The sequence below is a fragment of the Agromyces sp. NPDC055661 genome (assembly GCF_053618135.1).
In genome coordinates, this window is the sequence record NZ_JBSHHC010000001.1 from 1,954,844 (window position 1) to 1,978,854 (window position 24,011).

At 72.1% G+C, this 24,011-nt stretch carries 29 protein-coding genes; 15 read left to right on the forward strand and 14 right to left on the reverse strand.

Features of this window, described 5'->3' with window-relative positions:
* The 3 genes from ACWGO8_RS08960 to ACWGO8_RS08970 form a co-directional block, all read right to left on the reverse strand.
* Window positions 1-828: an alpha/beta fold hydrolase gene (locus ACWGO8_RS08960; protein WP_452042722.1), complete on the reverse strand. Its 828-nt coding sequence runs from the start codon at window positions 826-828 to the stop codon at window positions 1-3.
* Window positions 829-911: 83 nt separating this feature from the next.
* Complete coding sequence (locus ACWGO8_RS08965) at window positions 912-1,757, reverse strand: PIG-L deacetylase family protein (protein ID WP_452042723.1); 846 nt, start codon at window positions 1,755-1,757, stop codon at window positions 912-914.
* 153 nt (window positions 1,758-1,910) lie between these two features.
* Window positions 1,911-2,297: a phage holin family protein gene (locus ACWGO8_RS08970; protein WP_452042724.1), complete on the reverse strand. Its 387-nt coding sequence runs from the start codon at window positions 2,295-2,297 to the stop codon at window positions 1,911-1,913.
* 92 nt (window positions 2,298-2,389) lie between these two features.
* Between ACWGO8_RS08970 and ACWGO8_RS08975 the strand changes: the two genes are divergently transcribed.
* Window positions 2,390-3,709, forward strand: a complete 1,320-nt coding sequence (locus ACWGO8_RS08975; protein ID WP_452042725.1) for an MFS transporter — start codon at window positions 2,390-2,392, stop codon at window positions 3,707-3,709.
* A 115-nt stretch (window positions 3,710-3,824) separates the two neighbouring features.
* Window positions 3,825-4,469 carry a hypothetical protein gene (locus ACWGO8_RS08980; RefSeq protein ID WP_452042726.1) on the forward strand — a complete coding sequence of 215 codons (645 nt, stop codon included), beginning with the start codon at window positions 3,825-3,827 and terminating at the stop codon, window positions 4,467-4,469.
* 27 nt (window positions 4,470-4,496) lie between these two features.
* Here the strand turns inward: ACWGO8_RS08980 and ACWGO8_RS08985 are convergent, their stop codons facing one another.
* A complete protein-coding gene (locus tag ACWGO8_RS08985) occupies window positions 4,497-5,183 on the reverse strand; it encodes an SDR family NAD(P)-dependent oxidoreductase (RefSeq protein ID WP_452042727.1) in 687 nt (228 codons plus the stop codon).
* 1 nt (window position 5,184) lies between these two features.
* The gene (locus ACWGO8_RS08990; protein ID WP_452042728.1) at window positions 5,185-6,702 is read right to left on the reverse strand and encodes a DUF6421 family protein; all 1,518 of its coding nucleotides are present in this window, start codon (window positions 6,700-6,702) and stop codon (window positions 5,185-5,187) included.
* Window positions 6,703-7,067: 365 nt separating this feature from the next.
* Here ACWGO8_RS08990 and ACWGO8_RS08995 point away from each other — a divergent pair, with 365 nt between their 5' ends.
* The 4 genes from ACWGO8_RS08995 (at window position 7,068) to ACWGO8_RS09010 (ending at window position 9,424) form a co-directional block, all read left to right on the forward strand.
* Window positions 7,068-7,598: a hypothetical protein gene (locus tag ACWGO8_RS08995; protein WP_452042729.1), complete on the forward strand. Its 531-nt coding sequence runs from the start codon at window positions 7,068-7,070 to the stop codon at window positions 7,596-7,598.
* A 99-nt stretch (window positions 7,599-7,697) separates the two neighbouring features.
* Window positions 7,698-8,483: a DNA alkylation repair protein gene (locus ACWGO8_RS09000; protein ID WP_452042730.1), complete on the forward strand. Its 786-nt coding sequence runs from the start codon at window positions 7,698-7,700 to the stop codon at window positions 8,481-8,483.
* 122 nt (window positions 8,484-8,605) lie between these two features.
* Window positions 8,606-8,974 (forward strand): DUF4190 domain-containing protein, encoded by a 369-nt coding sequence (locus ACWGO8_RS09005; RefSeq protein ID WP_452042731.1) that lies wholly within the window; start codon window positions 8,606-8,608, stop codon window positions 8,972-8,974.
* A gap of 171 nt (window positions 8,975-9,145) precedes the next feature.
* On the forward strand, window positions 9,146-9,424 hold the full coding sequence (locus tag ACWGO8_RS09010; RefSeq protein ID WP_452042732.1) for a DUF4190 domain-containing protein: 279 nt from the start codon (window positions 9,146-9,148) through the stop codon (window positions 9,422-9,424).
* 76 nt (window positions 9,425-9,500) lie between these two features.
* Here ACWGO8_RS09010 and ACWGO8_RS09015 read toward each other — a convergent pair whose 3' ends face one another.
* Window positions 9,501-11,018, reverse strand: coding sequence for a DHA2 family efflux MFS transporter permease subunit (locus ACWGO8_RS09015; RefSeq protein WP_452042733.1), 1,518 nt, complete (start codon window positions 11,016-11,018; stop codon window positions 9,501-9,503).
* A gap of 69 nt (window positions 11,019-11,087) precedes the next feature.
* On the opposite strand from ACWGO8_RS09015, the gene ACWGO8_RS09020 reads away from it, so the two are divergent.
* Entirely contained in the window at window positions 11,088-11,699 is a 612-nt protein-coding gene (locus tag ACWGO8_RS09020; protein WP_452042734.1) for a TetR/AcrR family transcriptional regulator, read from the forward strand.
* 95 nt (window positions 11,700-11,794) lie between these two features.
* On the opposite strand, the gene ACWGO8_RS09025 is transcribed toward ACWGO8_RS09020, so the two are convergent.
* Entirely contained in the window at window positions 11,795-12,496 is a 702-nt protein-coding gene (locus ACWGO8_RS09025) for a DUF998 domain-containing protein (RefSeq protein ID WP_452042735.1), read from the reverse strand.
* Between the two features lie 194 nt (window positions 12,497-12,690).
* Between ACWGO8_RS09025 and ACWGO8_RS09030 the strand changes: the two genes are divergently transcribed.
* Window positions 12,691-13,035, forward strand: coding sequence for a YciI family protein (locus ACWGO8_RS09030; protein ID WP_274379492.1), 345 nt, complete (start codon window positions 12,691-12,693; stop codon window positions 13,033-13,035).
* A gap of 38 nt (window positions 13,036-13,073) precedes the next feature.
* Window positions 13,074-14,351 (forward strand): RNA polymerase sigma factor, encoded by a 1,278-nt coding sequence (locus ACWGO8_RS09035; protein WP_452042736.1) that lies wholly within the window; start codon window positions 13,074-13,076, stop codon window positions 14,349-14,351.
* On the opposite strand, the gene ACWGO8_RS09040 is transcribed toward ACWGO8_RS09035, so the two are convergent.
* A complete protein-coding gene (locus ACWGO8_RS09040) occupies window positions 14,348-14,815 on the reverse strand; it encodes a GNAT family N-acetyltransferase (protein ID WP_452042737.1) in 468 nt (155 codons plus the stop codon). The two genes, ACWGO8_RS09035 and ACWGO8_RS09040, sit on opposite strands and share 4 nt — an antisense overlap.
* Window positions 14,816-14,884: 69 nt before the next feature.
* On the opposite strand from ACWGO8_RS09040, the gene ACWGO8_RS09045 reads away from it, so the two are divergent.
* Complete coding sequence (locus tag ACWGO8_RS09045; RefSeq protein WP_376953140.1) at window positions 14,885-15,256, forward strand: iron chaperone; 372 nt, start codon at window positions 14,885-14,887, stop codon at window positions 15,254-15,256.
* Between the two features lie 46 nt (window positions 15,257-15,302).
* Complete coding sequence (locus ACWGO8_RS09050) at window positions 15,303-16,139, forward strand: SDR family NAD(P)-dependent oxidoreductase (protein WP_452042738.1); 837 nt, start codon at window positions 15,303-15,305, stop codon at window positions 16,137-16,139.
* Here ACWGO8_RS09050 and ACWGO8_RS09055 read toward each other — a convergent pair.
* The 6 genes from ACWGO8_RS09055 to ACWGO8_RS09080 form a co-directional block, all read right to left on the reverse strand.
* The gene (locus tag ACWGO8_RS09055; protein WP_452042739.1) at window positions 16,106-16,255 is read right to left on the reverse strand and encodes a hypothetical protein; all 150 of its coding nucleotides are present in this window, start codon (window positions 16,253-16,255) and stop codon (window positions 16,106-16,108) included. The genes ACWGO8_RS09050 and ACWGO8_RS09055 overlap by 34 nt on opposite strands.
* 84 nt (window positions 16,256-16,339) lie before the next feature.
* Window positions 16,340-16,804 (reverse strand): hypothetical protein, encoded by a 465-nt coding sequence (locus tag ACWGO8_RS09060; RefSeq protein WP_452042740.1) that lies wholly within the window; start codon window positions 16,802-16,804, stop codon window positions 16,340-16,342.
* Window positions 16,804-18,093, reverse strand: a complete 1,290-nt coding sequence (locus ACWGO8_RS09065) for a protein kinase domain-containing protein (RefSeq protein WP_452042741.1) — start codon at window positions 18,091-18,093, stop codon at window positions 16,804-16,806. The genes ACWGO8_RS09060 and ACWGO8_RS09065 overlap by 1 nt, the downstream gene beginning before the upstream one ends.
* Before the next feature lie 117 nt (window positions 18,094-18,210).
* The gene (locus tag ACWGO8_RS09070) at window positions 18,211-19,053 is read right to left on the reverse strand and encodes an exodeoxyribonuclease III (RefSeq protein WP_452042742.1); all 843 of its coding nucleotides are present in this window, start codon (window positions 19,051-19,053) and stop codon (window positions 18,211-18,213) included.
* 47 nt (window positions 19,054-19,100) lie between these two features.
* Window positions 19,101-19,661, reverse strand: coding sequence for a DUF6328 family protein (locus tag ACWGO8_RS09075; protein WP_452042743.1), 561 nt, complete (start codon window positions 19,659-19,661; stop codon window positions 19,101-19,103).
* Window positions 19,662-19,722: 61 nt separating this feature from the next.
* Entirely contained in the window at window positions 19,723-20,190 is a 468-nt protein-coding gene (locus ACWGO8_RS09080; RefSeq protein WP_452042744.1) for a DUF6264 family protein, read from the reverse strand.
* 107 nt (window positions 20,191-20,297) lie between these two features.
* Here ACWGO8_RS09080 and ACWGO8_RS09085 point away from each other — a divergent pair, with 107 nt between their 5' ends.
* The 4 genes from ACWGO8_RS09085 (at window position 20,298) to fgd (ending at window position 23,947) form a co-directional block, all read left to right on the forward strand.
* Complete coding sequence (locus ACWGO8_RS09085; protein ID WP_452042745.1) at window positions 20,298-21,077, forward strand: coenzyme F420-0:L-glutamate ligase; 780 nt, start codon at window positions 20,298-20,300, stop codon at window positions 21,075-21,077.
* A gap of 169 nt (window positions 21,078-21,246) precedes the next feature.
* On the forward strand, window positions 21,247-22,245 hold the full coding sequence (locus ACWGO8_RS09090; RefSeq protein WP_452042746.1) for a TIGR03557 family F420-dependent LLM class oxidoreductase: 999 nt from the start codon (window positions 21,247-21,249) through the stop codon (window positions 22,243-22,245).
* On the forward strand, window positions 22,242-22,919 hold the full coding sequence (cofC, locus tag ACWGO8_RS09095) for a 2-phospho-L-lactate guanylyltransferase (protein WP_452042747.1): 678 nt from the start codon (window positions 22,242-22,244) through the stop codon (window positions 22,917-22,919). Before ACWGO8_RS09090 ends, cofC begins: the two co-directional genes overlap by 4 nt.
* Window positions 22,916-23,947: a glucose-6-phosphate dehydrogenase (coenzyme-F420) gene (fgd, locus tag ACWGO8_RS09100; protein WP_452042748.1), complete on the forward strand. Its 1,032-nt coding sequence runs from the start codon at window positions 22,916-22,918 to the stop codon at window positions 23,945-23,947. The genes cofC and fgd overlap by 4 nt, the downstream gene beginning before the upstream one ends.
* Window positions 23,948-24,011 lie beyond the last annotated feature (64 nt).

A 24,011-nucleotide genomic window follows, 5' to 3' on the forward strand; every position in this document is an offset into this window, starting at 1 on the left:
TCATCGGCCGGGGGAGGCGGCCGGCTGCAGGAACCCGAGCAGCTCGGTGTTGAACCGCCCGGGCTGCTCGATGTTCGCGGCGTGTCCGTCGCGCTCGATCACGGTCGACGACGCGCGGGGGTTCAGGGCTGCGGAGGCCGCGGCGTGCTCGGACGGCCAGAACTCGCTCTCGGCGCCGGCGATGAAGAACACGGGCACGTCCGCCTCCGCGACCGTGGTGCGCCAGTCGCGCTTGGCGTGGTCGTCGAGCAGCTCGAGCTCGGCGGCCGTGAACGTGGGTTTGCCGCCCTTCGGCAGGTCCATCGCCTTCAGCACGCGGGCGATGCGCACGAGCCCCTTCGACTTCGCCGGGTGCCGGCCGGGGTCGGGGATGCCGTTCGAGAACAGGGTGTCGACGTTCGAGGCGTCGTAGTCGTAGAACCCGAACGGCCAGTCGGCCGTGTTGAGCATCTTCGGCGTCTGGTCGACGATGACGATGTCCCGGATGCCGCCGGTGCCGAACTGTCGCACGCACGACCAGATCGCGTTGCCGCCCATCGACTGCCCGACGAGTGTGACGTCGTCGAGCTCGAGCTCACGCAGGAGGTCGTGGATGTCGGCGCCGTGCCGGTCCATGGTGTGGTCGTCTGGGCCGATCTCGGAGGCGCCGTGACCGCGCCGGTCGAACGCGATCACGCGGAGGCCGGCCCGGGCGAGCGGCTTCACCTGGTAGGACCAGGTCGTCGCTGCCGCCTTGAACCCGGCGATGAGCACCACCGGACGGGCCGCCGGGTCGCCCGCCTCGACGTAGTTCAGCCGGGTGCCGTCGGAGCTCGTGATGGTCGGCATCGTCGCCTCGTTCCTCGGGTGGGCGACCGGAGTGATCCGGGCTGCCCCCAGTCTGGGTCCGCTCGAGCGGGCCGGGCAAGCCCTCAGCGGATCGGGTCGGCCTCGAGGTCGCGCACCGTGTAGAACTCCTGGTCCCAGAGCGCGTAGACCAGCCAGGTCGGCAGCAGGTACGACTCCTGGAGGAAGTTCGCCTGCGACGCGTGGATGCTCCAGCCCTCGTGCTTCTTCTGGACCTCTGCGGGCATCGCGTACTCGGGCTTCGGCTGGTTCGCCACCACGAACGCTCCGGTCTCGCCGCCGAAGATCGACAGCGCCGTCGAGGGGCTGATCGTGTACACGAGGTGCTTCGGGCCGCGATAGTCGCCGTCGGATGCCGCGAGCTCGGCGATCGCCCGCTCGGTGACCTCGCCCATCCGCATGTGGTCCTTGTGGCCGGTCGCCCCCGACTCGGGCCAGAACCCGACGACGACGTCGGGACGGACCCGCTTCATCTCCGCGACGACCCGCTCGACGAGCTCGTCCTCGTCGACCTCGGGCACGCCGCCGTCGGGGTAGTCCCACACCACGTGCCGATCGACGCCGAGGTTCCAGCTGTTCTTCAGCGCCTCGGCCTTGCGGATCTCGCCGAGGTCGGACTGGCGACCGACCGGCGGCGACTGCTCGCCGGCCTCGCCCTGCGTCGCGGTGATCATCGCGGTGTAGGCGCCGTCGTCGCGCTTGGCGCGCCAGAACAGGCCGTTGACCGTCTGCTCGTCGTCGGGGTGGGCGAACACGCCGAGCACCCGCGTGCCGCCGAGCTCGCCGACCACGGAGTCGACGCCCCGCGCGGTGGGCTCGTAGAACAGGTGTCGGCCGGCCCAGTACACGCCGCCGACGAGGGCGAGCAGGACGGCAACGGTGACGAGGAGCGCGACGGTGCGCTTGCGCATGGGCGGGGCTTTCGGGTTCGGGTCGGGGTCGCGGCGCGCCGGAAGGGTCGGAATGCGCCGCGGGTGGGGGCGACGAGCATGCTAACCCGGCGCGACGCGAACGCCGAATCACGCTCGGCTTCGCGTCGTCTGCCTGCGCGCGGCCGGCTCGGGTCAGGCCTTCTTCTCGCTCCGGCGGCGATCGATGAGGAACTTCGCCGCGAGCCACCCGAGCAGCGCGGTCGTGAGCCAGACCACCACGGCGGCGAGGATCCACGCCGCGACGCCGTCGAAGCTCAGGCCGTCGGACAGGAGCGTCGCGAGCCACAGCGCGAGGAACGTCGACGCCAGCCCGGCGATGCCGGCGACGGTGGGCGCCGACCGGTGGAAGATGCGCTCGATGAGCCACTCGATCAGGGCCTGCGCGGCGGCGAACACGAGGATCGCGACGATGAAGCCCGCTGCGTGCACGTGGAAGCCGGGGATGAGGAGGGCCGCGAGCAGCAGTCCGAGCGCGGCCGAGCCGAGGAAGACGGCAATGCGGATGAGGAAGCGCACCATGTCCGGAGGGTATCGAACGCGGCATCCGACCCCTTGGCGTGGCGCGCCGCCGCGGTGGAAGATGAACGGATGACGCCACGACGGGGAGCGGCATGACCCAGGCGGCCGGGACGAACCGGGCCGCCCGCCGTGTCCAGGGCGTGTACTACACGCTGATGCTCGGCAACACCCTTGCGGCCTCGTTCATCTGGGGCATCAACACGCTGTTCCTGCTCGACGCCGGACTGTCGAACCTCGAGGCGTTCGCCGCCAACGCGTTCTTCAGCGCGGGCATGTTCCTCTTCGAGATCCCGACCGGCGTGGTGGCCGACACGGTCGGGCGGCGTGCGTCGTACCTGCTCGGCACGCTGACCCTCGCGGTGACGACGGTGCTGTACTGGCTGCTCTGGGTCTGGCAGTCGCCGTTCTGGGCGTGGGCGATCGTGTCGGTGCTGCTCGGCCTCGGGTTCACGTTCTTCTCCGGCGCGGTCGACGCGTGGCTCGTCGACGCGCTGCATGCGACCGACTACCGCGGCAGCCTCGAGACGGTGTTCGGGCGTGCCATCGTCGTCGGCAACGTCGCGATGCTCGGCGGTTCGGTGCTCGGCGGCATCGTGGCGCAGCTCACCAACCTCGGCGTCCCCTTCCTGCTGCGAGCCGGCATCCTCGTCGTCATGCTCGTCGTGGCTGCGTTGCTCATGCACGACCTCGGGTTCACACCCGAGCGCGGCGCGGGGCCGATCAAGGCCACGAGGAACGTGTTCCGCGCCTCGGTGAAGTACGGCCTCGGCAACCCGCCCGTGCGCTGGCTCATGCTCGCGACGCCGTTCACGGCCGGCGTCGGCATCTACGCGTTCTACGCGCTGCAGCCGTACCTGCTCGAGCTGTGGGGCGACGAGAGCGCGTACACGATCGCCGGCCTCGCCGCCGCGCTCCTCTCGGGTGCCGGCATCGTCGGCGGCCTCCTCGCGCCGCGCGTCCGCCGGCTGTTCCGGAAGCGGACGTCGACGATCCTGCTCGCGACGCTCTCGAGCACCGCGGTGCTGATCGCGCTGGCGTTCACGACGAACTTCTGGGTCGCGGTCGTGCTCATCGCCCTCTGGGGCGTCGCCTCGTCGATCGACGATCCCGTGCACCGCGCCTACCTCAACGACATGATCCCGTCGAAGCAGCGTGCGACGGTGCTCTCGTTCGACTCGCTCCTCGGCAGCGCGGGCGGCGTGGTGTTCCAGCCGATCCTCGGGCGCTCGGCCGACCTCGGCGGCTACGGTGCGTCGATGCTCTGGAGCGGCGTCATCACCGTGTTCGCCGCGCCCTTCGTGCTGCTGAGCCGTCGCCAGCACGCCCCGGCCGACACGGCACGAGACGTGACGCCGGATGCCGCGTCGGGCGACGAGCCGACGGCGGATGCCTCGGCGCCGCCGGCCGTGTGACGATCCGGTCTCGAATCGCCGTACCTCTTTCGGGGGTCAGTGGTCGCGGCTAGCATGTCCGGACACGGGCGCCGCCGCCGGCGCCTCGATGGAGGACGACGGCTGGGGGTGCGGGATGCGCAAGGCGTGGCTCGCGAGCCTCGGGGTCGCCGCGGCCGTCGGAGCCGCCCTGTTCGTCGGCGCCGCTGCGGCCACCACGGGCGCACCCGTCTTCTACGACGCGCGCTACCCGGCGCCCGCCTCGACCGACGCCGGCGAGTACGACGTGTCGGCGGGCGCCGACCCGGGCTCGCCGACGAACGGCGCCCTCGACGAGGCGGAGGCCGGTGGTGCGCCGGTCCCCTCGACCGGCCCGACCCCGCCCGACCGCGCACCGGCCACGGCGCCTGCTGCACCGGCCCCGTCTCCCACTCCCGCGCCGGTGCCGTCGCCGACGCCTGGCGCCGACGACCCCGGCCGGGGCAACGGGGTGCCCGACGTCGCCGTACCGCCGACGCAGGCCGAGCGCGAGTCCTGGCTCGCGTTCCAGCAGGTGCTGCGCGAGTGCATGGCCGCCGCCGGCGAGGAGTACCTCTACTGGGAGTGGTGGAACCCGGGGCCCGACACGTCGAACCGGTTCCCGGCGATGCCGCCCGACCTCTCGCACGGTCAGGTCGGCCGGTGGCAGGCGGCGCTGGAGCGCTGCAGCGACCAGAGCTCGCTGCGCTCGGGCACCGAGTCACCGCCCGCCGACGGCATCGGGATCACGCCGGAGTCCTGAACCCGGGCTGCTCGCCCGGCCCGAGCCTCAGCCGCCCAGCGTGATGACGGCCCCGTTGAGCTCGCTCGCCGAGCCGTTCCACAGCTCGACGACGGATGCCGCGAGCTCGTCCTCGAGCCCCGAGAGCGAGCGCACGCGGTAGATGACCGCGGCCCCGCCGCCGGGCTCCACCGGCTGTCGCGCTCCGGCGGAATCGACCGGCCGAGGGGCGAAGCCCTTCGCGAGCGAGCGCATCCACGATTCGCTGGCGGCCTTGACGGCCGCGTAGTTCGCGTTGCCGGTGGTCGGGTTCTCGACCGTCGTCGAGGAGACGATCGCGATCCTGCCGGCGGTCGAGGTGATCATGTCCTGCCAGAACGCGCGGCTCACGTAGCGGAGCGCCGTGAACGACCGTTCGAGGACGCGATAGTCCTCCTCGGTCTGGCCCATGATGCCGCCGCCGCCGCGCCAGCCGCCGACGAGGTGGATCACGCCGTCGATGTCGCCGGTGCGCGCACGCACCCGCATCGACAGCTCGAGCACGTCGTCGCCGTCGGTCAGGTCGGCGTGCTCGCCGAGCACGCCGGGGAGCTCCTGCTCGAGCGCCCGGATGCGCTCCTCGTCGCTGCCGACGGCGACCACGCGGGCGCCCGCGTCGAGCAGGGCCCGCGCGACGGCCCGGCCGGACGTGCTCGTCGCCCCCGCGATGAGCACGGTCCGGCCGGCGACCGCCACGTCAGGCCTCCGAGGCGCCGGTGATGCCGACCGTCGACTCGATGACCGGCTTCATCTTCTTGTCGAGCGCCTCGTAGAACATCGAGAGCGGGAACTCGTCGTCCATCACGAGGTCGGTGTAGCCCTTGGGGGCGCCGGCGAGCACGTCGCGCGGCAGTCCCTCGGCCCACACCGACGCCGGGTTCGGCGTGAGCACGCCGCGCACCAGCTCGTAGGCGGCGAGCCAGTGCGCCGTCTTCGGACGGTCGATCGACTTCCAGTAGAGCTCGTCGATGGCGTCGCCGAGCTCCACGACCGCGTCGGGCACGGCCGACCAGTCGAAGCTCAGCGAGACGTCGGTCCACTCGAGCACGTGCTTCTGGTGGAGCCAGGCGAACAGGAGCTGGCCGCCCAGCCCGTCGTAGTTGCGCACGCGCGAGCCGGTGATCGCGAACCGGAAGATCCGGTCGAAGATCACGGCGTACTGCACGAGCTTGGCGTGCTCGAGCAGCTGCTGCTCGACGTCGGAGAGCGGGGCCGCCGCGGCATCCGTGGTGCGTGCCTGCAGCTGCCGCTCGATCTTCACCGACTCGCGGAACGCGGTGAGGTCGCAGCGCAGCTCCTCGAGCGAGTACAGGAAGAACGGCATGCGCTGCTTGATCATGAAGGGGTCGAACGGCAGGTCGCCGCGCATGTGCGTGCGGTCGTGGATGATGTCCCACATCACGAACGTGCGCTCGGCGAGCTCCTGGTCGTCGAGCAGCGACGCGGCGTCGGCGGGCAGCTCGAGCTTCGTGATCTCGGCGGCGGCGCGCACCACCCGACGGTACCGGGCGGCCTCGCGATCCTGGAAGATCGCACCCCAGGTGAACGGGGGGATCTCGCGCATGGCCACGGTCTCGGGGAAGAGCACCGCCGAGTTCGTGTCGTAGCCGGGCGTGAAGTCCACCAGCCTGAGCGAGACGAACAGCTTGTTCGAGTAGTCGCCCGCCTCGAGGGCGGCGATGAACTCGGGCCAGACCGTCTCGACGACGAGCGCCTCGACGTGCCGGTCGGCCGAGCCGTTCTGCGTGTACATGGGGAAGACCACGAGGTGGCGGATGCCGTCGATGCGGTGCCGCTGCGGCTGGAACTCGAGGAGCGAGTCGAGGAAGTCGGGCACGCCGAAGCCCTCGCCCTGCCAGCGCCGGAAGTCCGCGACGGATGCAGCGAGGTACGCGCGCTCGTGCGGGAACCGCGGCGCGAGCGCCTCGATCGACTCCACGATGGCGTCGACGAGCACGGATGCCTCGCCGACCGCATCGGTCCCTGAGCCCGTCGAAGGGGTCCCTGAGCCCGTCGAAGGGGTCCCTGAGCCCGTCGAAGCGGGCACCGACCCGTCCTTCACCTGCAGGGCCTGCAGCTTCGTGGCCGACTCCTTGAGCCGGAGCCACGCCGGATCGGACTCGACGCCGTGCGCGAGCGCGATGTCGGCGGCGGTGACCTCGTCCTCGAGGACCTCGGGTTCGCCGATGATGGCGTCGATCGTGATGTTCGACATGTGAACCTCCGTTCCCCGTGGGTGCGTGGATGCGGTCGCGAGTGCGATCCCGTTGCGGCCGGATCGGCCGCACTTCCAAGGCTAGACGCAGGCTTCCCGCGATGTGTTGCGGTCGGCTGCGACTTTCTTGCGTGCACGCGCGATCCCGCGACGGACTCCGCCACCTCGTGCACGCCTGCGCCGCGCGGCCCCGAACCACGGCGTCCCCCTCCGTTCGGAGCCTACGCCTGCGGCCAGCACTGAGAAAAGCTCAGGATTATCGGACGCGGTTCGGGGTGGCATCCCGGATCCGGCCTCTTCGCGGCATCCGTACCTTCACGACTACCCCACACCCCGTGGAGCCCCAACCAGGAAGGAACGGAACCATGGATGCAAGGAGGGCGGCGCCGGTCATCGCGATCGCGTCGCTGATGGTTCTGATGAGCGGCTGCGCCGGCGTGGCCGCACAGGGCGGACAGGTCCGCGACGACCTGCGCCCGGCGGCGAACGCCGCAAGCGTCATCGGCCTCGCCGAGGGCGCAGTCATCGTGCGCGACGACCTCTCGCCCACGCAGGTGCACGACCGCGTCACCGAGCGCATGGCCGAGCTGGCCGCCCAGGAGCCCCGTGGGTTCAGCGCGGACGTCCTCCGCGAGCTGCACGCGCAGGGCACGGCCCCCCAGTCCGCCCGCAGCGTCAGCGCCGACGCTCGGCGCGAGCTGCACTCGCAGCCCGTCGCGGTCGAGCAGACGGCGTTCAGCGCCGACGCCATGCGCGAGCTGAAGGGCAGCACCGAGGTGCAGCGCAGCGCGCCGGTCGCCGTGCACGACGACCTGTCCCCCAGCCGTGGCGGTGACACCGCTCCGAGCAGCGACACCGTCGACGACGACCTGTCGCCGATCGGAGGCTCGTTCTGAACCGCGCTTCCGAGCGATCCCTGCACGGGCGCGGCGAGTCGGTGACGACCGCCGCGCCCGTTCGAGATGCCTGCGGTCACGGCCGGTAGGGTGCCGCACATGGGTCGCATGAGCGGGGCTTCGGCGCCGGATGCCGCTGCCACCGCCGAGGACGTGCAGGCGGCGCTCGCCGAGCTCGCCTCCCCAGAGCGGGCCGCCGGCTCGGCTCGGTTCTTCAAGACCGGACCCGGGGAGTACGGCGAGGGCGACGAGTTCATCGGCGTGACCGTGCCCGCCACGCGCACCGTGGTCGCGCGCTTCGCCGCCCTCCCGCAGCCGGAGGTGGAACGGCTCCTCGCGAGCGGCGTGCACGAGCACCGGCTCGCGGGCCTGCTCATCATGGTGCGCCGGTTCCAGGTCGCCGGCCGTGCCCGCACCCGCGACGACGCCGTGCGGCGCGACCTGCACGTCGCGTACCTCGACGCGGTGCGGTCCGGTCACGTCGACAACTGGGACCTCGTGGACTGCTCGGCCGAGTGGCTGGTCGGGGAGGTGCTGGTGGACGCCGGGCGCGGTGACGACCCGCTGCTCGACGGGCTCGCGGCATCCGCTTCGCTCTGGGAACGCCGGGTCGCCGTGCTCGCGACGTTCGCGTTCATCAAGGCCGGCGACGCGGCCCCGACGCTGCGGCTCGCGGCCCGGCTCCTCGACGACCGCGAGGACCTCATGCACAAGGCGGTCGGCTGGATGCTGCGGGAGGTCGGCAAGCGCGTCGGCCGGGCCGAGCTCACCGCCTTCCTCGACGAGTACGCCCCGCGGATGCCCCGGACGATGCTGTCGTACGCGACCGAGCACCTGTCCCCCGAGGAGCGGCTGGCCTATCGCGCCATGCGGCGTGTCCGATGACGTCGGATTACGGTTGCGTCACCCGATGACGACTCGCCCGTTGTGGGTCGTTGACAGCCGTTCGGCACGCTGCCAGTATGCGGAACGGCCATTCGTCCACCAAGATCGCGAGGAACGCTCACATGACTGATTCAGTACCTCCCCCGGCATCGCAGCCCGAGCCCACTCCGGCCGCGACGCCGGCGCCGGCTCCGGCCCCTCCTGCTCCTGCTCCTGCTCCCGCTGCCGCCGCGGCTCCCGCGCCGGCGACCGGTGAGAAGTGGAACGTCCTGTCGATCGTCGCCTTCGTGATCGTCTTCCTCGGCTTCAGCCTGATCTCGATCATCCTGGGCTTCATCGGCCTCAACCAGATCAAGAAGACCGGCGAGCGCGGCCGAGGCCTGGCCATCTGGGCGATCGTCCTCGGCTTCGTGTCGATCATCATCGGCATCATCTTCTGGATCATCTTCGCCACGGCGCTCATGGCGAACTCGACGGTCACCGTCAACTAGCCGATTCGCGTACGACGCGGGAGTCCCCGTCGCCGGCCCGTGCGGGTCGGAGGCGGGGGCTCCGTCGTGTCGGGGCCGCATCGGTACCCTGATCTGGGTCGTTGACACCCCTACGGCGCTGCTGCCACGATGCAGGCAGCGACCGTCATCCATCACGTAGTGGAGGGCCAGATGTCCGACTCCGATCTGCCGGCCGAGTACGACCTGCCGCCGGCACCCGCCTCGACCGGGAAATGGAACGTGCTCTCGATCGTCGCGTTCGTGATCTCGCTCCTCGGCTTCAACATCATCGCGGTCATCCTCGGCTTCATCGCGCTCAACCAGGTGGGCAAGAGCGGCGATCGCGGCAAGGGCTTCGCCAACGCGGCGATCATCATCGGCCTGGTGACGATCATCCTCGGCATCATCTGGGGCTTCTTCGGGCTCGCCGGACTCATGGCCGGCGCCTAGCGCGACACCGCCCGCGACGACCGAGACCCCGCCCGGCGCGATCGCGCGGACGGGGCCTCGAATGCGGTGATACGAGTCAGCCGACGGGAGTGCCCGCGCCGACGGGTTCGGCCGCGGCCGACGAGTCGGCCGTCTCGGCCGTCCCGGTCGCACGCTCGTCCGTCGTCGCGGCCTTCACGGCCCGTCCCGCGGGCAGCAGCGTGGCGACGAGCGCGGATGCCACGAGCACGGCCGCTCCCACCAGCACGGCCGGCTGGGCGCCCTCCGCGTAGTCGGCCGGCGTGAGCTGGCCGCCCGCGCCCGTGAAGACGGCGGTGGACACGGCGATGCCGAGCGCGACGCCGACCTCGCGCAGCATCGAGTTGGTGCCGCTCGCCTTGGCGTGGTCGTCGGGCACCATGGTGGCCAGCACGGCGGTCGACGAGGGCGCGAACACGAGCCCCATGCCGACGCCGGCGATCACGAACGGCGCGATGTAGGCGGGGTACTCGACCGACGCGTCGAGCAGGCCCGACAGCCAGAACAGGGCGCCGCCGAGCAGCAGCAGGCCCGACACGATGAGTGCGCGCGTGCCCACCCGCGGGGCGATGAAGCCCGCGAGCGGCGCGACCACCATCGGCGCGAGGGTCCACGGCGAGGTCTGCAGCGCGGCCTCGAGCGGCGTCGCGCCCTGCACCACCTGCAGGAACTGGATCAGGATGAAGATCGACCCGAACGCGCCGAAGCTGAACCCGAACCCGGCGACGTTCGCCACCGAGAAGCTGCGATCGCGGAAGAGTCGCAGAGGCAGGAGCGGCGCCGAGGCCCGAGACTCCCAGACGACGAACGCGGCGAGCAGCACGGCGCCCGCGATGAGGCTGCCGAGCACCTCCATGCTGTCCCAGCCGGCCTCGTTGCCCCGGACGATGCCGTAGACCAAGGCGAGCAGGCCGGCGCCCGAGAGCACGAGCCCCAGCACGTCGGCCCGAAGGCGTGCGCCGAAGCTGTTCGGCAGGGCGAGCAGGGCGAGCGCGACCGAGACGACGCCGACGGGCACGTTGATCCAGAAGATCGCCTGCCAGGCCCAGCCCTCGAGCACCGCGCCGCCGATGAGCGGACCGGTCGCGACGCCGAGTCCGGCGACGCCGCCCCAGATGCCGATCGCGAGCGGGCGCTTGGCGACCGGCACGTTCCCGGCGAGGAGCGTGAGCGAGAGCGGCATGATCGCCGCGGCGCCGAAGCCCTGCAGTGCGCGGGCGGCGATGAGCTGGCCCGGGTCGGCGGCGAGGGCGGCGAACGCCGAGCTCAGCGTGAATACGACGATGCCGATGAGGAACAGCGTGCGGCGCCCGTAGCGGTCGCCGAGCGCCACCGCCATGAGGATCGAGCTCGCGAACGCGAGCGTGTAGGCGTTCATGAACCACTGCAGTTCCTCGACGGATGCCCCGAACTCCGCGTGCAGCACGGGCAGCGCGTTCGTCATCACGAGGTTGTCGAGGGTGGCCATGAACATCGGCAGCGCGGTCGCGACGAGCACGAGCCAGAGCGGGCTCGGCCGGCGGCCGGCGGTGGACCGCGAACGCGGCCCGGGTGCGGCATCGAGGACGGTGGACACGTCGGCTCCTTGAAGTTGTTATCGGATGATTACTTGGGACTGTAGTAATCGACTGATAACATGTCAAGCATGACGATCGAAGACGTCGCGCCGGCCGCTCGCATGAAGGCCGCCGACCGCCGCGAGCTGATCCTCGAGGCGGCCACGGCCGTGTTCGGCGCCAAGACCTACGTGGGCACCACCACCGACGAGGTCGCGCGCGCCGCGGGCGTGAGCCAGCCCTACGTCGTGCGGCTGTTCGGCACCAAGGAGAAGCTGTTCATCGCGGTCATCGAGCGGGCATACTCACGTCTCATCGACGAGTTCCGCGCGGCGCTCCCGGGCGACGCCGACGGCCGGGCCGAGCGCATGGGCTCCGCCTACACGGGCCTGCTGGCCGAGCGCGGCATGCTGCCCGTGATCGCGAACTCCACCGCACTGGGCGGCGAGCCCGAGATCGGGCGGGTCGCCCGCGCCGGCTTCAGCGATATCTGGCGCTTCCTCCGCGACGAGGCGGGCTTCTCGGCCGACGAGACGCGCGAGTTCATGGCGACCGGCATGCTCATCAACGCCATCGTGGGCCTGCGGCTCACCGGCGACTACGGCAACGAGATCTCGGCCACCGAGGTGCTCGAGGCGTGCTTCCCCGATGCGGTCGGCAAGGTGCGCGCGTTCCTGCCCGAGGTCGGCGAGCCCTGGTGACGCGTTCCGCTGGTTGAGGAGCGCCCGGCGGAGCCGGACGCGTCTCGAAACCGCATCCCGTGCGCGGGTTTCGAGACGCCTGCTGCGCGGGCTCCTCAACCCACGGTGTCGCGACCCCGCAGCAGCGAGATCCCGTAGGCCGTGATCCACGCGAACCCGAGCGCGACGCCCACGAACAGCCGCACGCTCGTCGCCGGCCCGAACGGCAGGCAGAGCAGCAGGCACGCCACGCCGATCACGCGCGACCAGGCGGCCGCCGCGCGGTGCCCCTCCCACGCGAGTCGTCGGGCGACCACCCAGGTCACGGCGACGAGCGCGAGGAAGGCGAGCGGTGCGGCGAACGCGTGCACGGTGCCGTGGAACGTCCACTCGGTCGGGTAGCCGTCGGGCGTGCCGACCGGGAACCCGAGCGCTGGATCGGCGGTGAAGGCGCCGCCGAGCACGAGTCCGACGCCGTAGAGCGCGAACAGCACGGGCGCCCAGGTCCGGCCGGGTCCGTCGCCGAGGCTCTGCCGGGTGCCGACGGCGAACGCGAGCATGAGTGCGCCCGCGACGATGAAGTTCGCGATCTGGATCCAGCCGAGGTCGCCGAGCGAGAGCAGGCTGAGCGGATGCCGCGTCAGGTCGAAGCCCTCGCGCGTGAGCACCTGCACCAGGCCCACGGCGACAAAGAGCGGCCCCGCGATGACGCCAGCCGTGACGAGGGCGCGGGTCGTGCGATCGCCGGCGTGCGCCGAGCGTCGGCTCGCCGAGGTCGGTGCGACTCGAGTGGTCGCGGTGTCGGTGCGGATGTCCATGGCGTCGTTCCTTCCGGTCCTGACCCGGTCGGTCGATCGGGTCGTTCACCATGGCGTCGCGTCGCGGCATCCGTTCTCGACATCGAGTCGGAACTTTTCTCGGACGCATGTCGAGAACGGCGACGAGCCGCCGACGCTATCGTGAGGGCGAGCCGACGGAGCACGCCGCACCGAGGAGGGATCCCATGCGTTACATGTGCCTGATGAAGTCCAGTGAGTCGAACGGCGAGACGCCGCCGGCCGTCTACGAGGCGATGGCGGAGTACGACCGCTGGGGCCGCGCGAACGGGGTGCTGATCGACAGCCAGGGACTGCTGCCGAGCGACGCCGGGGCGATCGTCTCGCTCGTCGACGGGAACATCAAGGCCGTCGACGGGCCGTTCACCGAGGCGAAGGAGCTCGTGGGCGGCTATGCCGTCATCGAGGTGCGCTCGTACGACGAGGCGCTCGAGCTCGGCCGGCGGCTGATGCAGATCCACAAGGACAACTGGCCCGGCTTCGAGGGCAGCGTCGAGATCCGGCAGATCGCCGAGTTCTGACGCTTGCACCCGCGCGGCGCGCGTGGTCTCATGCTCGCGTGGGCGACGAGACGACGCGCGCCGCGATCGAGGCCGTCTGGCGGCTCGAGTCGACGCGGCTCATCGCCGCGCTCGTGCGCATCGTGCGCGACGTCGGCCTCGCCGAGGACGTCGCGCAGGACGCGATCGTCGCCGCCCTCGCGCAGTGGCCGGCGTCCGGCATCCCCGACAACCCGGGAGCGTGGCTCATGACCACGGCGAAGCGTCGCGCGGTCGACGCGTTCCGCGCCCGCGCCAAGCACGACGCGGCCGCTGCGGCGCTCGCGCGCGAGCTCTCGGAGGCGATCGACGAGGACCCCGGCGCCGGCATCGACCACGTCGAGGACGACGTGCTGCGCCTCATGTTCATCTGCTGCCACCCGGCGCTCACGCCGGAGTCGCAGACGACGTTGACGCTGAAGCTCGTCGCAGGACTCACGACGCGCGAGATCGCACGCGCCTACCTCGCGCCCGAGGCGACCATCGCGCAGCGCGTCTCGCGGGCGAAGCGCACCCTCGCCGACGCCGGCGCGGCGATCGAGGAGCCGAGCGGGCCCGAGCGCGTCGCACGTCTCGAGACCGTGCTCGGCGTCGTCTACCTCCTCTTCAACGAGGGCTACTCGGCCACCGAGGGCGACGACTGGATGCGGCCGGCGCTCTGCGACGAGGCCGTCCGGCTCGGCCGCATCCTCACGGCGCTCGTGCCCGACGACCCCGAGGTGCACGGGCTGGCGGCGCTCATGGAGCTGCAGTCCTCACGCCTCGCCGCGCGCGCCGGCCCCGACGGCGAGCCGATCCTGCTCGACGCCCAGGACCGCAGGCGGTGGGATGCCGCGCGCATCCGCCGGGGGCTCGACGCCCTCGCCCGTGCCGACGCACTCGTGGCGGAGGTCGGCCCCGGCGCCGAGGCCGGCCCGTATGCACTCCAGGCGGCGATCGCCGCGGAGCATGCGCGCGCGGCATCCGTCGACGACACCGACTGGGACCGGGTCGCCGAGCTCTACGAACGACTCGGGCGCCGCACCGGATCGCCCGTGGCGGAGCTCAACCGGGCCGTCGCGCTCGGACGGGCGCAGGGCCCTGCCGCCGGGCTCGCACTGCTCGACCAGCTCGACGACGTGCCCGCGCTGCGCGGCTACCACCTCGTGCCGAGCGTGCGCGGCGACCTCTACGAACGCCAGGGACGCCGTGCCGAGGCGGCCGCCGAGTTCGAGCGTGCGGCGGCGATGACCGCGAACGAGCGCGAGCGGCAGCTGCTGCTGCGCCGGGCGGATGCCGCGCGGAACGCGGATCCCTAGAGCAGCTTCTGCTTGTGCATCGACGCGGTCTCGTAGCCGAGCTCGTCGTAGAGCCGGATCGCCGGCGTGTTGTAGGCGAACACGTTGAGCCGCATCGACGCGGCGCCCTGCGAGCGGGCGACGTCCTCGGCGAGCAGCATCGTCGCGCGCCCGATCCCGCGCCCGCGGAACGACTCGTGCACGGCGACGTCCCACACCCACCAGCTCGACGCGTCGCCCGACGGCCCGATCCACAGCCACCCGGCGTCCTCGCCGTCGGCCTCGACCGTGAAGAGGAAGTGCCCGGCGACGAGCCGTCCGCCGGGGAAGAACTGCTCCTCCGAGAGCTTCCGCGCTGCGGCCGCCTGCTCGGCCGTGTCGCCCGCGCGCATGCGCGCCGCCTCGTAGGCGGCCATCGCGATCGGGAGCCACTCCGCGGTCGCGTCGTCGGACTTCGGCACGAGGCGGATGTCGGGAGTCGTCATCCGCCCATGCTCGCACGTGCCGAGGGACCAATCGTTGAACCGATCGGTTCAGTGTTGTACGCTGCAGGCATGGCAGCCGGACCGCAGACGGTGGACGAGTACCTCGCGACCTTCCCCGACGACGTGCGCGACGTGCTCGAACGCGTGCGCGCGGCGATCCACGCGGCCGTGCCCGACGGCGAGGAGAAGATGCGCTACGGCATCGCCGCGGTCATGCTCGGCGGACGCTACGCCATCCACTTCGCGGGGTGGAAGCACCACGTCGGCCTCTATCCCGTGCCCCGGTTCGACGGCGGGCTCGAGGCCGAGATCGCACCGTTCCGCGCCAAGACCGACTCCGTGAACTTCCCCTACGCGAAGCCCGTGCCCTACGACCTCATCACGCGGGTGTCGGCCGAGATCGTGCGGCAGCGCCGTGAGGCCGGGGCATCCGCCGACTGACGACGGCGCGGAACTCGTCGACATCCGCGTGCGCGAAGATGGAGCGATGACGAGAACGGTGCAGGGCGCGAAGGTGCTCATCACGGGTGCGGCCGGCGGCATGGGGCGCATGTACGCCGAGCGCGCCGTGGCCGAGCACGCGGCATCCGTCACCCTCTGGGACCGCGACGCGGCCGCGCTCGCCAGGGCCGCCGACGAGCTCGGCGCGATCTCGCGCGGACGCACCGCGGTGCGATCGTACGTCGTCGACGTCGGCGACCTCGGCGCGATCGCCAAGACCGCCCAGCGCGTGCGCCGCGAGGTCGGCAACCCCGACGTGCTCATCAACAACGCCGGCATCGTGCGCGGCAACCGGTACTTCTGGGAGACCGACAACGGGGAGGACACCCGTCCGACCATGCAGGTCAACGCGCTCGCGCCCATGTACATCACGCGCGAGTTCATCCCGGGCATGATCGCGAACGCCTATCGTCCCTCGCGCATCGTCAACATCGCGTCGGCGGCCGGCACGCTCGCCAACCCGCGCATGGCCGTGTACGCCGCGTCGAAGGCCGCGCTCATCGGCTGGAGCGACTCGCTGCGGCTCGAGCTCGAGCAGGCCGACCACGGGAACGTCAAGGTCACCACCGTGACGCCGAGCTACATCTCCACGGGCATGTTCGCGGGAGCGAAGGGGCCGCTGCTCGCCCCGGTCCTCGAGCCCGAGATCGTGGTCGACCGGGTCTGGCGGGCGATGCTCGCCGGGGCGCCGCTCGTCGAACTGCCCTGGAGCGTCGGGCTCTCGCGCGCGCTGCGTGGCATCCTGCCCACGCGGGTCTTCGATCGGCTCGTCGGGGACGGGTTCGGCGTCTACCGCTCGATGGAGCGGTTCACCGGGCGCTGACCGTCCGAGGAACGGACGCGCACCGGGACCGGACGCGAGCGCAGCCGCGCGGCGGCGAGCAGGACCGGCACGACGACGCCGACAGCGCAGATGACGGTCAGGACTTCCGTGGTCATGCCGAGACCGTACGCGCGCAAGCTGGACGCCAGCCGCGAATCGCCGGGGCGACGACCGAGGGGCGACGGATGCCGCGACTCGCGTCAGTCGTCGTCTCCTCCGCCGTCCTTGCCGCCGTTCCCGTTGCCGTTGTTGCCGTTGTTGTTGCCCGGACCCTTGTTCGGGTTGTCCTCGCCGGGATCGGGGTTGTCGTCGCCGTTCTGCGTGGGTTCGGTCGTCGGCTCGGGCGCCGGCGCCGGCGCGGCGGGCGCATCGGCCGCCTCGAGGTCGGCACGCACGACGTCCATGGCCGACCGGATCTCGGCCTCGCGTGCGGCGTCGATCGCGCCGTTGTCGGCGGCCGTCGCGACGTCGCGCTCGAGGAGGGCGAGCTCGGCCAGGGCGCCGGCGTAGTCGCCGGCAGCCGCGCGCTCGGAGATCTGCACGACGGAGTCGTGCATGGCGGCCGCCGTGTTCTCGCTCGACGCGGCGCACGCGGACAGGCCGAGGACGAGCCCCGCCGCGAGCACCGTCGCGGAGAGGGCCGTTCGGGACTTCGCGAATCGCATCATCCGCCTCCGGTCACGGCCTCGTCGAGCTGTTCGAGGTGCACCCCGAGCTCGCCGGGAACAGCGGGCAGCGGCGCGGGCTCGGGCGCCGTCGTGGGGGCGCTGAGCGCGCCGATCACGATCCACGCGGCGACGCCGAGGACCACGAGCAGGAGCCCGATCGCGATGAGCGGGCGCACCCAGCGACGCTCGCCGTCGCGGTCGGCGCGAGCCTGTGCGCGCACCTCCGACCGCGTGGGCGTGGCATCGGGCCGGGCCGCGGCAGGCGTGGCGAAGAACGAGCGGTCGGCCGCGGGGAGCACGCGCGTCGCGGCGGTGCCGTCCTCCTCGTCGACCGAAGGCGGAGCCGTGGCGGCGGGGGTGACTGCGACCGTGTCGGGTGCCGCGGCATCCGTGAACGCGATCGTCGGCGCCGTGACGCCCGGGTCGGGGGATGCCGCGGTGTCGAGCTGCGTGGCGGCGACCGCGACCTCGAGTGCGGTCGGCCGATCGGCGGGCTCGCGCGCGGTCATCGTGCGCAGCAGGGTGACCCAGTCGGGGCCGAGCGACTCGGGGATGTCGGGGTCGCGTGCGAGCCGCGCGCTCGCGGCCTCGACGGCGGGGCCCGGGAACGCGGTCTCGCCCGTGCGCGCCTCGAGCAGGAGGAGGCCGAGCGAGTAGACGTCGGCGGCGGGCGTCGGCGGGCGTCCGTTCACCTGCTCGGGGCTGAGGTAGCCGGGTGTGCCGACGAGCATGCCCGTGCGGGTCAGGCGCGCGTCGTCGATGAGCCGGGCGATGCCGAAATCGGCGAGCTTGGCGTTCCAGGTGCGCGTCGGCAGGTGCGCGGACTCGAGCAGCACGTTCGCGGGCTTCACGTCGCGGTGCACGATGCCGCGATCGTGGATCACGTGCAGGCCCTCGGCGAGGTCGGCGAGCATGCCGGCGGCATCCGCTGCGTTCAGCGGGCCGAGCTTCAGGGTCTCGCGCAGGTCGCGGCCCTCGACGAGCTCCATCACGAGGAACTCGCGGCCGGTGGCCTCATCTCGCGCCGCGTCGTAGAGCCGCACGAGCGCACGGTGCGAGAGGCTCGCGAGCAGCGCGGTCTCGCTGCGACGGCGCTCGGTGTCGTCGATCCCCTCGGCGGCCTCGGCGAAGACCTTCACCGCCACCGGGCGTCCCAGCGAGAGGTCGACGCCGCGGTAGACGGCCGCCATGCCGCCGCGGCCGATGAGGCCGTCGAGCCGGTAGCGGTCGACGAGCGTCGTGCCGGCGAAGGAGTCGCCCTTCACGCTGCTGGGGGTCGTCGTCACGCTTCCGAGGGTAACGGCCGCGGCTGGGAGCCGCCCAGCCGCGGCCGGGGATTGGCACGCGGCATCCGTTCTGGTACGCGGGCGCCGGGCCCGGATGCCGCGGGTGCGGCGTGCGGGTCAGCCGAAGATCATCGGCAGGTCGTCGTCGGCGCGCGAGAGGGCGAGATCGACGAGTACGGGGACGTGGTCGGAGGGCGCGGTGCCCTTGCGCTCGTTGCGGTGGATCGAGGCATCCGTCACCGCCTCGGCGAACGCCGACGAGCCGAGGATGAAGTCGATGCGCATGCCCTCGTTGCGGGGGAAGCGCAGCTGCTTGTAGTCCCAGTACGTGAAGAGGCCCTCGGGCACGCGCGATCGCACGACGTCGCTGACCCCGGCGTTCTCGAGGGTGAAGAACGCCTCGCGCTCGGGCGGCGAGACGTGCGTGGTCTGGCCGACGATGACCGTGGGGTCGCCGTTGTCGACGTCGAACGGCGCGATGTTGAAGTCGCCGACGAGTGCGAACGGCACCTCGGGGAACGAGGTGGTCTGCTCACGCGTGTACTCGGTGAGGGCGGCGAGCCAGTCGAGCTTGTACGCGTAGTGCGGGTCGCCGAGCGAGCGGCCGTTCGGGACGTAGAGGCTCCACACCCGGACGCCGTCGACCGTGGCGCCGATCGCGCGCGCCTCCTGCGGCTGGTCGGGACCCTCGACGCCCTTCGCGAAGCCCGGCATGCCGGGGAACGCCGTCTCGACGGACTCGATGGGCTTGCGGCTCGCGATGGCGACGCCGTTCCACTGGTCGAAGCCGTGCAGGGCGAGCTCGTAGCCCGCGTCCTCGAACTTCTCGGCCGGGAACTGCTCGGGCTTGCACTTGATCTCCTGCATGGCCAGGACGTCGACGTCTTCGCGCACCATCCAGTCGACGACGCGGTCGACGCGGGTGCGGATCGAGTTGACGTTCCAGGTGGCGAGGCGCATGCAGCAAGCCTATGCGGCGGCACCGACGCCGAACGGCGGCGCGGACGTCACGCCTCGACGTCGCCGTCGGCGTCCTCGGCGAGGGTGCGCCGGGCCCCGTCGTCCTCGCCGCGCACCGGCCGCAGCCGAGGCAGCACCACCCAGAAGCCGATGATGATGACCGCTCCCAGCGAGAAGGCGACGATGCCGGCCGCGCGCGAGACGGCGAAGTCGAAGACGAGGGTCGTGACGCCCAACACGAGCAGCGCGACGACGGCGAGGTGGGCGATCAGCAGCCGGTTGCCCATCCGGACGATGCGGCCCTTGACCCGGCGCCCGAAGAGCGTGCGATGCAGGGTCACCGGTGCGAGGCCGATGACGGTCGCGAGGCCCGCCAGCGCCACGAGCGTCAGGTAGAGCGCGAGCTGGTAGGTGTCGAGCTCCGTGAACCGCTGCTGGAAGGCCACCGCGAGGAGGAAACCGCCGATGAGCTGCGTACCCGTCAGCGCGACGCGCAGCTCCTGCAGGATGTCGGTCCAGTGGCGGTCGCTGCGTTCGTTGGGCGTCTCGTCCCGCCCGTCGGAGGGGATGGCGTCGTCGTCGAGGGAGCCGGCGTGCCGCGCGTTCATGACCGATCGTAGGCACGGGGAGGGCCCCGCGCTCAACCCCTTGCGCCGCTCGGGCCCGGCATCACGGCGAGGCCGGGACCACGCCCGAGGCCGTGAGGGCGAAGCCGCCGATGAACACCCCGACGATGAGCAGGATGCCGAGGAGCGGGATCCAGAACGCGATCCGCCGCAGGACGAGCAGGATGATCGCGGCGATGAGGGCGAGCAGTCCGACGAGCAGCGGGCCGATCATCGCCACCATCATGCCGGTGGCCATGCGGTCGTAGTCGCACACCGAGCTCGCTCCGCAGGAGTCGCCGGCGAACGCGAGGAAGAAGGAGAGGAACGACGCGAGGAGCGCTGCGCCGATCATCAGCACGAGGAGCACGATCGTGGTCACGAGGTCCCACATGATGATCGGTCGCTTCGCGGGTGCCGCGGGCTGGTACGGCGACGCCGGCACGGACTCGGACTGGACCGGCGGCGGCTGGACCGGCTCCGGCTGGATCGGAGGCGGCTGGACCGGCTTCGGCTGGACGGCATCGCTCATGACGGCCTCCCCTCTCGCCCCAGGACGGGCGCCCCACCAGCCGAATTCTGGCAGCGGCGCGCCCGATGCTGCAAGGATCGGGGCAGGAGCGAGGGAGGCGGTCACCCGTGGCATACAGCATCGAAGGCGTCGAGGGGCTGCCCGAGATCCGGCAGGGCGACGACCTCGCCCAGCTCATCGCCTCCGCCACCGAGCTCGAGGACGGCGACATCCTCGTCGTGACCTCGAAGGTCGTGTCCAAGTCCGAGGGCCGCATCGTGCAGGCCGACGACCGCGAGGCCGCGATCACCGCCGAGACCGTGCGAGTCGTCGCCACGCGCGAGTACGAGGGCGGCGTCACCCGCATCGTCGAGAACCGGCAGGGCATCATCGGGGCCGCCGCCGGCGTCGACGCGTCGAACGCCCCGCACGGCACCGTGCTCCTGCTGCCGCTCGACCCCGACGCGTCGGCGCGCGCGCTCGCCACCGGGCTGCGCGCCCTCACGGGACGGCACGTGGGCGTCATCCTCTCCGACACGCTCGGTCGACCCTGGCGCGAGGGACAGACCGATATCGCCATCGGCGCCGCGGGCGTGCACGTCTTCGACGACCTGCGCGGGTCGGCGGATGCCTCGGGCAAGCCGCTCGCGGTCACGATGCCGTGCGTGGCCGACCAGGTCGCCGGCGCGGCCGAGCTCGTGAAGGGCAAGTCGTCGGGCGTCCCGGTCGCCGTGGTGCGAGGACTCGGCCGCTACGTGGGCGACCTCGACCTCCCGGGCGCGCGCAGCATCCTCCGCCCGGCCGAGCGCGACCTGTTCCGGGTGGGCGCCGACGAGGCGTACAACGAGGGCTACCGCGACGGGTTCGACGAGTCGCAGGCCGAGGAGGGCGCGGACTCCGCGGGTTAGCGCGGGCGGCCGGGTTTCGAGACGGCGCTTCGCGCCTCCTCAACCCACGGGTGTGCTCGGGTTCGCAATTCAGGTGCGCCCGCGGCGCGTCGGCCCGACACGCCGGGAACCGGCCCGGCGACACACCTCCGCACCTGAATTGCGCACGGGGAACGGGCAGGATGGAGGGGTGTCAGCGCACATCGGCTACGCCGCCATGCTCGAGCGGTTCCCGCCCGCCGAGGCGGTGGCGCTCGCCGCGCTCGCCGAGTCGCACGGCTTCCGCGGGGTCATGGCGACCGACCACTTCCAGCCGTGGGTCCCGGCGCAGGGCGAGTCGTCGTTCGTGTGGGCCGTGCTCGCGGCCATCGGCGAGCGCACCGCGGGCGACCTCGGCCCGGGTGTGACGACGCCCACGTTCCGCATGCATCCGGCGGTCGTCGCGCAGGCGAGCGCGACGCTCGGCGCGCTCTACCCCGGCCGGCACTGGCTCGGCATCGGCTCGGGCGAGGCGCTCAACGAGCACATCGTCGGGAAGTACTGGCCCGAGGCGCCCGAGCGCATCAACCGCATGTTCGAGGCGGTCGACGTGATCCGCAAGCTGTTCGCGGGGTCGCTCGCCGGCCGCGACGTGCGCCACTCGGGCCCGCACTTCCGCCTCGAGTCGACGCGGCTCTGGACGATGCCGCCCACCGCCCCCGAGATCCTCGTCGCGGCATCCGGCCCCGTGACCGCGCGCCGGGCGGGCCGCAGCGTCGACGGGTTCATCACGCTCGGCGGACCCACCGACCGGCTCGCGCCGCTGCTGCAGCGCTTCGCCGAGGGCGCCCGCGAGGTCGGGCGGGACGCACGCGCCATGCCGAAGGTCGTGCAGCTGCACCTGTCGTGGGCGCCGACCGACGAGGAGGCCATGCGCAACGCGCTCGTCGAGTGGCCGAACGGCGGCATGCGGTTCCCGCGCAGCGACATCCGCTCGCCGTACGAGTTCGACCAGCTCGCCCGCACCGTGCGCCCCGAGGACTTCGCCGGCCGCATGGTCGTCTCGGCCGACCTCGAGGTGCACCGCGCCGACATCCAGCGCCACCTCGACCTCGGCTTCACGCGCATCTACCTGCACAACGTCGGTCGCAACCAGGCGGAGTTCCTCGAGGCCTTCGGCCGCGACGTGCTGCCGGGGCTGCGGGCATGAGCGCTGCACCGGATGCCGCGGCAGGAACGCGCTGGACCGTCGTGATCCCCGTGAAGGCGCCCGCCGCGGGCAAGACCCGGCTGTCGCCGGCGGTGGCGGATGCCGCGCGCGCCGAGCTGGCGCGGGCGTTCGCGCTCGACACCATCGCGGCCGCCCGCGCGGCGGCATCCGTCGACCGGGTCATCGTGGTCGGCGACGACCCCGACCTCGCGGACGGCGCGGAGTTCCTCGCTGAGCCGGGCGCCGACGGCGACGCGACGGCCCAGCGGGGGCTGCTTCCGGCGATCCGACACGGCATCGCGCACGCGCGCTCGGCGTCGCCCGTGGCGGTCGCGGTGCTGCTCGGCGACCTGCCCGGCCTGCGCCCGGAGGAGCTCGACCGGGCGCTCGACGCGGCGTCGCGGCATCCGCTCGCCTTCGTTCGCGACGCCGACGGCACCGGCACGACGCTCGCGACTGCGGTCGCCGAGATCGCCTTCGACCCGCGCTTCGGGCCCGGATCCGCCGAGCGGCACGCTGCCGCCGGGTTCGTCGAGCTCGCGGCATCCGACGCACCGGGACTCACTCGCGACGTCGACACGGTCGACGGCCTCGAAACCGTGCTGCACCATGGAGTCGGCGACCACACCGCAGAAGCGGTGGCGCGCCTCGCCGATCGGAAGGGAACCACATGACGCTCACTCTCGGATACAAGGCCTCGGCCGAGCAGTTCGACCCCCGCGAGCTCGTCGAGATCGCGGTCGCGGCCGAGGGGCACGGCATGGAGTCGGTGTGGACGAGCGACCACTTCCAGCCGTGGCGGCACACGGGCGGGCACGCGCCGTTCTCGCTGACCTGGATGGCCGCGGTCGGCGAGCGCACGTCGACCGTGCGGATCGGCACGAGCGTGATGACGCCGACGTTCCGCTACAACCCGGCCGTGCTGGCGCAGGCGTTCGCGTCGCTCGGCGTGCTCTACCCGGGCAGGATCATCGCGGGCTTCGGCACGGGCGAGGCGCTCAACGAGATCGCGACGGGCTTCCGCGGCGCCGACGAGCAGGACTGGCCCGAATTCCGCGAGCGGTTCGCCCGCCTGCGCGAAGCCGTGCGGCTCATGCGCGCGCTGTGGAAGGACGAGCGCGTGAACTTCGAGGGCGAGTACTACTCGACCCACGACGCGTCGATCTACGACCGGCCGGATGTCCCGGTGCCCGTCTACATCGCGGCCGGCGGGCCGACCGTGGCGAAGTACGCCGGGCGTGCGGGCGACGGCTTCATCTGCACGTCGGGCAAGGGCGCCGAGCTCTACGTCGACCAGCTCATCCCCGCGGTCAAGGAGGGCGCCGCCCTTCGACAGGCTCAGGGGGATGGTGCGGGGTACGACGCGATCGACCGCATGATCGAGATCAAGCTCTCGTACGAGGAGACCGAGGAGGCCGCCCTCGAGAACACCCGGTTCTGGTCGCCGCTCTCGCTCTCCAAGCAGCAGAAGCACGACATCACCGACCCGGTCGAGATGGAGCGCGCCGCCGACGCGCTGCCGATCGAGGAGATCGCCGGGCGCTGGATCGTCGGGTCCGACCCCGACGCGGTGGTCGAGCAGATCGGCCAGTACATCGACTGGGGCTTCGACCACCTCGTGTTCCACGCCCCGGGGCACCACCAGCGTCGGTTCCTCGAGCTGTTCGAGCGCGACCTGGCGCCGCGGCTGCGCGCGCGGTAGGGGCCAGAGGCCTCCCGACCACACCCACTCACCCCGAATCGCGCCGGGACACGACGTCCGGCGC